The organism is Flavihumibacter fluminis (assembly GCF_021491375.1).
Classification (GTDB): domain Bacteria; phylum Bacteroidota; class Bacteroidia; order Chitinophagales; family Chitinophagaceae; genus Flavihumibacter; species Flavihumibacter fluminis.
This window is the reverse complement of record NZ_JAKEVY010000003.1, coordinates 769,543-781,510: the sequence shown is the minus strand read 5'-3', so window position 1 is coordinate 781,510 and position 11,968 is coordinate 769,543. Positions and strand designations below refer to the sequence as shown.

Here is an 11,968-nt window from a genome sequence, read left to right as displayed (position 1 = left end):
GACTCACCAAACCAGCCAACGAAGTGGTACATAACTTTAATGCAGGCCCGTCTATCTTACCCAAAGAAGTCTTCCAGGCGGCCAGCGAAGCCATTCTCAACTATAATAACATGGGGCTCTCCATATTGGAAATCGGGCATCGCACCGATGCTTTCCAGGCAGTAATGGACGAAGCCCGCTCACTGGTGAAAGAACTGATGCAGCTAAATGACCAGAAAGAAGTATTATTCCTTCACGGCGGTGCTTCCACACAGTTTTTCCAGGTGCCAATGAACCTCCTGGCAGCAGATCGTAAGGCTGCCTATCTGGATGGAGGAACATGGGGAGTTAAAGCAATAAAAGATGCCAAACTATATGGCACTGTAGAAGTAGTAGCCAGCTCGAAGGACAAAAATTATTCGTATATCCCTGATGGTTATACGATTCCCAATGATGCAGCCTATTTTCATTATACTACCAACAATACGGTAGAAGGCACGCAGATGCATTCAATTCCCGAAACGAATGTTCCACTCGTAGCAGATATGAGCAGTGATATACTGAGCACGCAGATGGACTTCAATCGCTTTTCGCTGATCTATGCAGGAGCGCAAAAAAACATTGGTGCAGCAGGGGTAAACCTGGTGATTGTGGATCCTTCCATTCTTGGTAAAGCAGATCGGGCCCTCCCCACTATGATGGATTACAGGGAGCATATTAAAAACGGTTCCATGCTGAATACGCCACCTGTTTTTGCCGTATACGTATGTATGCTCACCTTACGCTGGCTGAAACAACAGGGAGGAGTAGCAGCTATTCAGCAAATCAATGAAAAGAAGGCACAACTCTTGTATGATACCATTGATCAGAACAGCATCTATACAGCACCGGTAGCCAAAAAAGACCGGAGCCGGATGAATGCGGTATTCACCATACAGGATACGGAGGTAGAAAAAGAATTTTTAACAGCCGCAAAAGCGGAAGGGTTTTATGGTGTGAAAGGACATCGTTCCGTTGGTGGTTTCCGCATCAGCATGTACAATGCATTACCCTATGAAAGTGTAGTAACATTAACCGAATTCATGAAAGAATTCGCAACAAAAAAAGGATAATCCTTACATTTAAATAACATGGCCAGGATACAACCATTCAAAGCAGTTCGCCCGCAGACAGAAAAAGCCGCCCAGGTAGCGTCTCCACCTTATGATGTATTAAATTCAGCAGAAGCTGCTGAACAGACAAAAAACAATCCCAACAGTTTTTTACGCATTACCAAATCCGAAGTGGATCTACCGGGAATTGCTGATATTCATACCGCTGAAGTATATGAAAAAGCAAAATCCAATCTGCAGGATTTTCTTTCGAAAGGCATACTTATCAGAGAGGATAAACCCTGCTATTATATTTATGAACTCGTAATGAATGGCAGGCATCAAACTGGACTTGTTGCAGTTTCATCTGTAGATGATTATGAAGCGGACATTATCAAAAAACATGAATTCACAAGGCCTGAAAAAGAGCAGGATCGAATCAATCATATTCGCACCAGCGGTGCCCAAACAGGAAATGTATTCCTGGCTTACCGCGATGTAGCAGCCATTAACTCACTGATTGAAGATTGGAAGCAACGGACACCATTATACGATTTCGTAGCAGAAGATGGTATCGGTCATACTATTTGGGTGGTTAACGAGGAGGCAGCCATCGCGCAGTTAACAGAACTATTTGACAAAGAAGTACCATATACCTACATAGCGGATGGACATCACCGGGCAGCTTCCGCAGCAAAAGTGCGGAAATCACTGGAGGCAGGTTATCATGATCATGCCAATTATTTTTTAACGACCTTGTTTCCTGCCGGTGAATTACATATCATGGACTATAACCGGGTGGTAAAAGATCTGAATGGACATACTGAATCAGATTTTCTGAGGGCCTTATATGATCATTTTGAAGTGGAGCGTATGCCTTCCGCTTTTTCTCCCACCAGGCTGCATGAATTCGGTATGTATTTGGGAGAGCAATGGTTTAAACTGACAGCCAAAGAAGGAACGTATAAAACTGATCCGATTGGTGTGCTGGATGTGACCATTCTTTCGGAACTGATACTGGATCCTATGCTTGGCATTAAAGACCAGCGGACGGATAAACGAATTGATTTTGTTGGCGGCATACGCGGGTTAGGCGAACTGGAAAAGCGGGTGAACAGCGGCGAAATGAAAATCGCTTTCAGTCTTCATCCCGTTAGTATACAGCAATTGTTTGATATTGCCGACAGCGGAAATGTAATGCCCCCAAAAAGTACCTGGTTTGAGCCCAAGTTACGCGATGGCTTATTGACTCATTTAATCTACGAATAATGCGAAAAGTCCTTCTTCTGTGTTGTCTGATTTGGTTGGGAAGCAGTATTGAACTGGCTGCACAGGAAGATGTCAAATCCTTACATGCCAATGCAAGGAAATATATGCAGGAATCCGACTATTCCAACGCTGTGCTGGTTTTGAATAAGGCATTATCCCTTGAACCAGCGAATGCAGACCTGCAAAATGATTTGCTATTCACTTATTACCTGGCCCGTAACTATGGAAAAGCCATGGAATTGGGAAAACAGCTGGTGAACACGGACAAGCCGGATATTCGTAGTTTTCAGTTACTGGGACTCACCTATCGCGCTATTGAAGAAAATAAGGAAGCAGAAAAACTCTATAAAAACGGGATACGTATTCATCCCAATAGTGGTGTACTGTACAATGAATTTGGAGAATACCTCTGGGCTAAAGAGAAATTTGAAGCGGCCGTAGAGCAATGGGAAAAGGGAATAGCGGCAGATCCCAATTATTCCGGTAATTATTATAATGCTGCCAAGCATTATTACCTGACCAAGGACAAAATCTGGGCACTGATCTATGGGGAGATTTTCGTTAATCTGGAAAGTTACAGCCGGCGTACTCCGGAGATCAAGGAACTCCTGCTAAACGGATACAAAAAATACTATGGCAAGATGGGTGAATTACAGCCAGCCAACCCCAAAAATGGATTTGAACTGACTGTAAGCGGAATCTTCGACAAACATGCCGGAACGGTAAGTTCCGGAATCAGTGCAGCCAGCCTAACCAAACTGCGCAGCAAATTCATACTCGACTGGTATGAAAAAGAGCCGGTCGCTTATCCTTTCCGTCTGTTTGAATATCACCGTCAATTATTAAGAGAAGGCTATTTTGAAGCCTATAATCAGTGGCTCTTCGGTGCAGCTCAAAACCTGCCTGCATTCCAGCAATGGTCCCAGGCCAATGCCACCACATATGAAGCCTTTTTGCAATACCAGCGTGGCAGGGTATTCAAATTACCTGCGAACCAGGATTATCGATTCCTGGACAATAAGAAATAAGCATTGATTTTCAATTGTTTAAAAATATTTACCAAATTTTGACAAATAATTTAATCAATGTTTGAACATTGGTGTTATACTTTTTATTAATTTTGTTCGACAAAGAAAATTTCAACACACAATGAAAAAGGCAATTTTTGTATTCGCTGCTTTTGCCGCCCTGGCAACTGCTTGTAACAATGCTCCGGAAGGAGAAACTGCAACTACCGCTGACGCACAGGCTGCTGCTGCCGGCACAGGGGCTACCTACAGTATCGACACCACTTCCAGCGTAGTAGAATGGCTGGGAACCAAACCCGTTGGTCAGCACAATGGTACTATGAAAATTTCTACCGGTGAGTTCAGCATTGCTGAAGGAAACATCACTGCAGGAAATTTCACCATTGACGTAAATTCTCTGACAGACCTGGACATGAACGGTGAAATGAAAGACAAACTGGAAGGTCACCTGAAGAGCGCTGATTTCTTCGATGTTGCGAAGTTTCCTACTGCCAGCTTCGTGATTACCGGAGTTGAGCCTATTTCCGGCGACAGTACTGCTACCCACAAAATCAGCGGTAACCTGACACTGAAAGACAGCACCAAGAATGTTAGCTTCCCTGCACAGGTAACTGTAGCAGAGACAGGCGTGAAAGCTTCTGCTAACTTCAATATTGACCGTACCCAGTGGGGTATGTTCTATGGCAATGACCAGAGCCTGGGTGATAAATTCATCCGTCCGGAGGTTAATATCAAATTGAATATCAACGCCAACAAATTATAACTCGCTTTTTTCTAGTGATGTTTTGAGTTGGATCAACCGGGAGCTTCGGCTCCCGGTTTTTTTATGGAGGTGGTTACCTATATTTGAAATGGATTATTCACACACTAACGATTGATGCATATGAATCAGCCACAACGCCTTTTTGACTGTCTGCAGGTACTTATGGACAAAAATCCCGCCCAACCCCTGCTTGCAGGCAAGGAAAACGGACAATGGAAAGAGTATTCGGTTCAGGAAGTGAAGGAACTCGTAGACCAGCTAAGTGGGGGCCTGCTCAACCTTGGTATGAGCTGTGGCGATATGACGCCGGAAGGCAGGGATAAAATTGCCATCCTTTCCAAAAACCGCCCGGAGTGGGTGATAGTGGACCTGGCCGTTCAACAGATAGGAGCCATCCTTACGCCTGTTTACCCAACAATCAACGCCAAGGAACTTGAGTTTGTATTGAATGATGCCGGCGTTAAAATGGCGTTTGTGAACGATGAAGAACTCTATCACAAAATCCTGAGCGTCCAGTCGAGGGTGCCCAGTCTCCAGCACATTTTTACGTTCGAACACGTTACTAATGCCGCACACTGGAAAGATGTAATCCGGAACAACAGTGAGGAAGCACAGCAACAAATTCCGGCGATCGTCTCAAAAATCACCTACGAAGATCTCTTCACCATCATCTATACATCGGGTACTACAGGCACTCCGAAGGGTGTGATGTTATCGCACAAGAATGTACTAAGTAATGTGTTGAGCAGTATAGAATCGGCTTTCCTGGAAATTGGTGTAGAGGGACAAAAAGCCCTCAGCTTCCTTCCTCTTAACCATATTTTTGAACGAATGGTTACCTATATCTACCTGTTTTCCGGCACCACTATTTATTATGCTGAAAGCATGGAAACCATAGGTGATAACCTCAAGGAAGTTAAGCCTACCCTATTCACTACGGTACCCCGCCTGCTCGAAAAAGTGTACGAAAAGATTATGCTGAAAGGAATGGAACTAACGGGTATTAAGCGTAAGCTCTTTTTCTGGGCACATGACCTTGCCGATCATTTTGAATTGCATAAAAACCAGGGATTCTGGTACAATACGCAACTTGCACTTGCCAATAAACTGGTATTCAGTAAATGGAGAGAAGCATTGGGCGGGAATCTCAAAGCGATTGTTAGTGGCGGCGCGGCCTGCCAGGTAAAACTCATCCGGATTTTTACAGCCGCACAAATTCCGATTATGGAGGGCTATGGCCTTACTGAAACGTCTCCGGTAATTGCAGTGAACCGCTATGGCAAACACGGCCGCAAATTTGGAACCGTTGGTACACTTATTAACGGTGTGGAAGTGAAGATTGCTGAAGATGGAGAGATTTTATCCCGCGGACCGAACACTATGATGGGATATTACAAACGGCCGGACCTGACAGCTGAAGTGATGCAGGGCGACTGGTTCTGTACGGGTGATATCGGATTGTTTGAAGAGGGTAAATTCCTGAAGATTACCGACCGCAAAAAAGAAATGTTCAAAACCAGCGGAGGCAAATACGTGGCGCCTCTTCCAATTGAAAACAAACTCAAGGAGTCTTTATATGTAGAACAGGTGCTGGTAGTGGGTGCAGAAAGAAAATTTGTAGGGGCCCTGATCGTGCCTTCCTTTGCCAACCTGCGCGACTGGTGCCGGCAGCAAAATATTGAATATTCCAGCAATGAGGAGATGATCCGCCATCCTAAAGTGGCTGAGTTATACCTCGACCTGGTAGAGAGTTTCAACAAATATTTCAACCACGTAGAACAAATTAAAAAGTTTGAATTACTGCCCCAGGACTGGTCCGTTGAAACCGGCGAAATGACCCCTAAACTGAGTCTGAAACGCAAAGTAATCCAGGAAAAGTACCGGGATGAGATCGAAAGGATCTACTCCTGAGTTCAAATTTTCTCGATTCCGTTTTCCTTGATACGGATGAGTTTCTGTTTGAAGAGGTTACCGATTGCCATCTTGAAGGCTTTTTTGCTCATCCCGAGGTTATCATATATATCCTCAGGATCAGACTTATCATGGTAGGGCAAAAAACCACCGTGCTGGTCGAGCAGTTCCAGTATCTTTCCTGCTTCTCCGCTCACCCGCTGGTAGCCACGCTCGCCAAGTGCCAGATCAATTTTATTTTCTTCGCGGATCTTACGTACATAACCTTTAAGCCGGTCGCCAACCTGGATATTCTGGTAGATATCACTAAAGTGTAAAACACCGGTATGTTTTCCATTTATAATACAGAGATAACCGATATCCGTACGACGATAGACCAACAGATCAACAGCATCTTTTTCTTTCAGGTCGAGGTCTTCATTGGAAAGAAAGTTTTCAATTTTTTCTGTAGCGGCAACACGCCCTGTCTGTTCATCAATATAAATTCTGACAATATAAATACCACCAACCCGCATCGTACCGAGTTGTTTCGACTTGGGAACAAAGAGATCTTTCATCAGTCCCCAATCCAAAAAAGCTCCCAGTTTTGTTGCACTCACTGCTTTTAATGCCACGATATCTCCAACAGTACCCAGTGGTTTCTGCGTAGTAGCAATCAACCTGTCTTCTGAATCATGATAAACAAATACTTCCAATTCATCACCGACCTTTAATCCAGCAGGTACAAATCGTTTGGGCAAGAGAATACCTTCTTTTCCATCATCGAGGAAAACACCAAAATCTACTGTCCGGATAACCCGCAGTGTATTGAATTCGCCAACTTTTATCATATTGTTTATTTGAACTGGGAGCAAAGCAAATGTAGCCGAATTTAAGAAAGCAGGTAAATTTGTTACTCAAGCAGGCAGCATGGAAAAAAATCACGTCATAAGAATTAAATGCCCGGATCAGAAAGGACTTATTGCCGGTATCGCCGGGATTCTCTTCAAACGGGGATACAATATCCTGGTGATGAAAGAATACGTGGAAACCGAAACCGGACAGTTTTTTGCAAGGCTTGAAATCGCCGGAGAATTAGAACCTCAGGAACTGGAATCGGAACTTAAGTATTTGTTGCCACCCTCCGCAATAGTTGAAATCATACCCAGAAATAAGAAAAGGATCGTACTGTTGGTAACTAAAGAATACCATTGCCTTGGCGATCTGTTAGTTCGTCATTATTTTAATGAACTGCACGCTGAGATACTTGCAGTAATCGGCAATCATAACATGCTACAATCATTTACTGAAAAATTTGAAATTCCCTTTCATTATATAAGTCATGAGGGTATAAGCAAAACAGCGTTTGAAGAAACCATCCTGCAAACGCTGGAAACCTACCAACCCGACTACCTTGTGCTGGCTAAATTTATGCGTATACTCACACCAGAGTTCGTACAACGTTACAAAGATCGGATCATCAATATCCATCACTCTTTTTTGCCTGCCTTCATTGGTGCCAATCCGTATAAAAAAGCATTTGAACGGGGTGTGAAACTGATCGGTGCCACGGCGCATATTGTAAACAACGATCTGGATGAAGGCCCCATTATTACTCAGCAGATCATACCGGTAAAACATGATGATGGCTTAACCGACATGATTGAAGCGGGACATGAAATTGAAAAATCCGTACTTGCGGATGCATTAAAACTGGTATTAGAAGACCGTATTTTTGTTTCTGGCAATAAAACCATTGTATTTTCCTGATGAAAACATTTTCCATTCATCCTTATCATGATAACTACCAGCAGGGTGTTATCAACCTGATATTACCCATACAGCAAATCGAATTTGGTGTGCCTGTCACAATTAAAGATCAACCTGACCTTTTGATTATTCCTGAATTTTATCAGAAAAACAAAGGCAATTTTTGGGTTGCAACAGATCAGGAAAATGTAATCGGCAGCATCGGACTGATTGACATCGGGCACCAGGCTGCTGCCATACGAAAGATGTTTGTACGGGCTGATTATCGTGGAAAGGAAACAGGGTTGGGTCAGGCATTACTGGATACTGCCATTAACTGGTGTAAAGAACATGAAATCAGCAGTATTTATCTTGGAACAGTAGAGCAGCTAAAAGCAGCACAGCGATTCTATGAAAAAAATGACTTTCATAAAATCGCTGTAGAAGCATTACCGGATTTTTTTCCGAGAATGCCGGTAGATACACATTTCTATGTTAAGCAAATTGCGTACTCTTAAGGGTAGCCAATACCTCAGGAGTTACATTACCAAACAGGGATACTCCTGCTGCACCATTTGCCATTGATAGTTCAATCCCCGTTTTTAGTTCTTCCATGGAATCAAAATCGGGAAGGTACAAACCAGCATACAGCGGAAATTTTCCAGCCAGGAAATGAACCCCTTCCGTTACCGCATCGCCAATCCATTTAACATCTTCCTGGTAAAACTTATGGTAGATCATGGGGAATACAGCATCCAGGTTCCAGTTGGTCCAGTCCTGCCGTACAATCCTGCGCGCCACTTCGGGAGTTGGAAATACTGCCGCAGTGATCCATTTTTTATGACGATTGGCAACTTCTGCTAATTGGTTAACTACCTTGTTGATGGCATTGTAACGGAAGAGACGCCAGGACAAAACGCCATCCGGGTAAGGCAGATCGAGCGGATCTTTACCGGATATTTTTTTATACTCAGCTCTGCAGGTAGAACAATAACAGAAATCATAAGCAGGCAATTCCTGCTGCTGCACGAGGTTGTAATTCTTCCAAAGGTTAAGCGGAAGTATCACATCACAAAACCGGATGTAATCGAGGTGCAGACCATCAATATAATCTTTCGAAAGAATCTGTTCTGCTTCCTGTTTCAGGTAAGCCTGAACTTCTGGTTTGGAGGGGCATAACCAGCGATAATATCCAACATAGGGCGGATGATCAATAACCGATTTCCCTTCTCTCGAAATCGCATACCATTCTGGATGTTGCTCCATCAGGGTTTTTACTCCCTTGTTCATGGTCCAGTTCCAGCGATGCGCTTCCAGCTTCATTTTTTTGGCGGCCCTGAAATGTTTCTCGGAATCATCTTCAAATAAAACACCCCGAACTCCGGCTGCAGCATATGCAGCATATCGTTCATACAATTCTGCTTCTGAATCCTTGGGATTCGGTCTGGTCCAGATCCAGTGTTTTGCCTTTCTTTTTTTGAAATCCAAATCTGCAGCGCTGAGAGAAGACCCAATTGAAAGGGAGGCTGTTGTAAGCAAACTGTTTTTTATAAAATTTCTGCGGTTACTCATACTTGTTAGTTCACTTTTCTCTGAATGTAATGTATCCCCAATGTTCAGGCACATGCATATCAATTAATCCCTGTGGAGACCATACCCAGTTATCTTCGCGAAGCCGCTTACCATCCGGCCCTATTCTCCTTTTATAGGATTGTCCATCCATGTCCATGGTCCACTGCACTCTTGAAAAATTGATTCTCCAGGTAGCACCGGGTTGAGGTTGTGAAATACGGCCTGGACGTTCCAGATCCTTATAGGGAATCGCCATTTCAACTATCCAGCCTTTATCAATATCACGGTTATCATTAAGCGTACCTTTAAGTTGTACTGCAGATAACAATCGATCCGAGTTCCAGCCCATCACCATAGGTCCGCCTTTTTTATACGGCTTGGTCATAAACAGGTCCATGATCGTACCTAGTGCATTGATTTCATATTCGAAGTATTGTTCCTGGTCGTTATTAGGATCCAGAAATACTTCAAAATCGTGATCGTTGAAAATGATAGCATCCCGATCGGTAAGTGTAGCCCAGAGATGAGGCTCTTCCATTTCGGCAAGGATATACAGGTACTGCTCATCCCACAACATTTTAACCCGGGTTTTAAATCTTGGAACCGGCTTTTTGCTGCCTTCAATATCCTGGAAATAACTGGTCCACGCAGCTTTTTTCCAGACCTTATCTACTTTCCCATCAATCTGAATTTTGTGCTGCGTTTTCAGCACATCGTAGCGCTTGGGTAATGAGTCTTTCTGCGATTCAGTTTGACAAATGCTACCCAGAGCAAATCCACATATTGTAATAAGTTGAACCATACTTGCTAGTGACGGAAATAGAATTTGTGTAACATTTCTATCTGATAAATCAGTAATATGAAACAAAGCTATAAGGCTTTCATAATTCTGACTTCTTAATATTCAACAAATGATGCGATTCAATGAACCTTAACGTAGTTTCAATAAAAGTTTTATATGTCGCATCCATTGCTTTGTTGGGATATCATACTGGAGGGCAGATCCCGAAGAGAAGAATTCAGCAAGGATATCTCTTACCTGAACCACTTGCAGGAGTCGGGCTATTGGAAGTATTCTCCAGGCAGGTCACTAGATAATGCATTGGTATGGGAAAATAAAACGATACTGGTTACCACTGCAGATCTGAAGATTCTGTTTGCCAGTAAAAATATTGAGCGCATGAATGGATATCAACCCTGGGAAGTAATAGGAAAATCACCGAAACTATTCCAGGGGCCAGCTACACAGCTAAGCAGCAGGCTGATGATCCGGAATGCACTGACTGAAATGAAGCCCTTCAACTGCACCATTCTGAATTATCGAAAGGATGGGACACTCTACAATTGCCTGATTGAGGGCTATCCTGTGGCAAATGAAGCTGGCAGATTAACCAACTATGTTGCCATTGAAGAGGAAATCGATTTATAGTTAATCCTGTTTAAGATCATCAGGGTCCCCTGTTTCTTTATGGGTTTCGCGATGAGGGAAGTCCCTGTTCAGCCGGTTACTTAATTTCTTCTTTTCCTTACGATTGACCCTCCAGGTCCATATTATAAAAACCAATACTGCGATTGCAAGGAGAGTATAAATAAACGCATCCATAATCGTTGCTTTCAGGTAATCTACTATCCCAATATTACCTGAATATTACCGCTAATTCCCTGCTATTTATTATCTTTTCGACATGCAAGCGAAATCAACCCGTTCACGCAGGGAATTTTTACAGACAAGTTCGGTTTTGCTGGGAGGTCTTTTATATCTTCCTGCATTTGCAAAAACCGGATACGCTCCTAAACTAAGTTTCTCTACACTAGGTTGCCCCGACTGGAACTTTGACAAGATCACGCAATTCGCAGCCGAACATGGCTATAAAGGATTGGAGATCCGGGGTATTCAGCGTGAACTCGATTTAGTGAAATCGCCCGTATTCAATTCAGCATCGGCCAGGTCATTAACCATGGCGCGTATGAAGGAAAAAGGACTGCGTTTTGTTGGATTGGGATCTTCCTCCACCTTGCATTTTAAGGAAGCGGTTAAAAGAAAAGAACAGTTGGAGGATGGCAAACGTTTTATTGACCTTGCCGAGCAACTGAAATGTCCCTATGTGAGGGTCTTCCCCAATAATTTTCCCAAAGAACAGAGCAGGGAAGAAACCATGGATCTGATTAAAGCAGGATTGCTTGAATTATCCGCACATGCCAAAGGATCAGGTGTTGAAGTATTGATGGAAACACATGGCGACCTTGTTTATCTGGCTGATCTGGAAAAGATCATGAAAGAAGTAAATAATCCGAAAATCGGTTTGATCTGGGATATTTCCAACATGTGGACGGTAACTGGTGAAGCCCCCGCCAAAGTATATCCGGCGTTGAAAAAATACATCCGGCATGTACATGTAAAGGATGCCATTAAAGATGAAGGAAAACTTCGCTATACCTTTTTAGGAAAGGGGCAGGTGCCTATTTTTGAAGGAATAGACCTGCTTGCAAGGGATAACTATAAAGGGTTTTATAGTTTTGAATGGGAAAAATTATGGCATCCCGAAATTGCCGAACCAGAACTAGCGCTGGCAGATTTTCCGCAAGCAATGAAAACACATTTTGCATAATCTATCCAATATTGAAAA

At 43.2% G+C, this 11,968-nt stretch carries 12 protein-coding genes; 9 read left to right on the top strand and 3 right to left on the bottom strand.

The window, feature by feature from the left end; translation table 11 throughout:
* The first annotated feature begins 23 nt into the window (after window positions 1-23).
* The 5 genes from serC (at window position 24) to L0U88_RS14595 (ending at window position 6,041) form a co-directional block, all read left to right on the top strand.
* The gene (serC, locus tag L0U88_RS14615) at window positions 24-1,091 is read left to right on the top strand and encodes a 3-phosphoserine/phosphohydroxythreonine transaminase (protein WP_234866817.1); all 1,068 of its coding nucleotides are present in this window, start codon (window positions 24-26) and stop codon (window positions 1,089-1,091) included.
* 18 nt (window positions 1,092-1,109) lie between these two features.
* Window positions 1,110-2,339 carry a DUF1015 domain-containing protein gene (locus L0U88_RS14610; RefSeq protein WP_234866816.1) on the top strand — a complete coding sequence of 410 codons (1,230 nt, stop codon included), beginning with the start codon at window positions 1,110-1,112 and terminating at the stop codon, window positions 2,337-2,339.
* A complete protein-coding gene (locus L0U88_RS14605) occupies window positions 2,339-3,367 on the top strand; it encodes a tetratricopeptide repeat protein (protein ID WP_234866815.1) in 1,029 nt (342 codons plus the stop codon). The genes L0U88_RS14610 and L0U88_RS14605 overlap by 1 nt, the downstream gene beginning before the upstream one ends.
* A gap of 121 nt (window positions 3,368-3,488) precedes the next feature.
* Window positions 3,489-4,130 carry a YceI family protein gene (locus tag L0U88_RS14600; RefSeq protein WP_234866814.1) on the top strand — a complete coding sequence of 214 codons (642 nt, stop codon included), beginning with the start codon at window positions 3,489-3,491 and terminating at the stop codon, window positions 4,128-4,130.
* Window positions 4,131-4,250: 120 nt separating this feature from the next.
* Window positions 4,251-6,041, top strand: coding sequence for an AMP-dependent synthetase/ligase (locus tag L0U88_RS14595; protein ID WP_234866813.1), 1,791 nt, complete (start codon window positions 4,251-4,253; stop codon window positions 6,039-6,041).
* A 2-nt stretch (window positions 6,042-6,043) separates the two neighbouring features.
* Here L0U88_RS14595 and L0U88_RS14590 read toward each other — a convergent pair whose 3' ends face one another.
* On the bottom strand, window positions 6,044-6,871 hold the full coding sequence (locus L0U88_RS14590) for a CvfB family protein (RefSeq protein WP_234866812.1): 828 nt from the start codon (window positions 6,869-6,871) through the stop codon (window positions 6,044-6,046).
* Between the two features lie 79 nt (window positions 6,872-6,950).
* Between L0U88_RS14590 and purU the strand changes: the two genes are divergently transcribed.
* Complete coding sequence (gene purU, locus L0U88_RS14585; RefSeq protein ID WP_234866811.1) at window positions 6,951-7,790, top strand: formyltetrahydrofolate deformylase; 840 nt, start codon at window positions 6,951-6,953, stop codon at window positions 7,788-7,790.
* Entirely contained in the window at window positions 7,790-8,287 is a 498-nt protein-coding gene (locus L0U88_RS14580) for a GNAT family N-acetyltransferase (RefSeq protein ID WP_234866810.1), read from the top strand. Before purU ends, L0U88_RS14580 begins: the two co-directional genes overlap by 1 nt.
* Here the strand turns inward: L0U88_RS14580 and L0U88_RS14575 are convergent.
* Window positions 8,265-9,341 carry a glycoside hydrolase family protein gene (locus tag L0U88_RS14575; RefSeq protein ID WP_234866809.1) on the bottom strand — a complete coding sequence of 359 codons (1,077 nt, stop codon included), beginning with the start codon at window positions 9,339-9,341 and terminating at the stop codon, window positions 8,265-8,267. The two genes, L0U88_RS14580 and L0U88_RS14575, sit on opposite strands and share 23 nt — an antisense overlap.
* Before the next feature lie 10 nt (window positions 9,342-9,351).
* Window positions 9,352-10,143 carry a carbohydrate-binding family 9-like protein gene (locus L0U88_RS14570; protein ID WP_234866808.1) on the bottom strand — a complete coding sequence of 264 codons (792 nt, stop codon included), beginning with the start codon at window positions 10,141-10,143 and terminating at the stop codon, window positions 9,352-9,354.
* A 156-nt stretch (window positions 10,144-10,299) separates the two neighbouring features.
* Between L0U88_RS14570 and L0U88_RS14565 the strand changes: the two genes are divergently transcribed.
* Both L0U88_RS14565 and L0U88_RS14560 read left to right on the top strand, forming a co-directional pair.
* Window positions 10,300-10,770, top strand: coding sequence for a PAS domain-containing protein (locus L0U88_RS14565; protein ID WP_234866807.1), 471 nt, complete (start codon window positions 10,300-10,302; stop codon window positions 10,768-10,770).
* Window positions 10,771-11,026: 256 nt separating this feature from the next.
* Entirely contained in the window at window positions 11,027-11,950 is a 924-nt protein-coding gene (locus L0U88_RS14560; protein ID WP_234866806.1) for a sugar phosphate isomerase/epimerase family protein, read from the top strand.
* The last annotated feature ends 18 nt before the right edge of the window (window positions 11,951-11,968 follow it).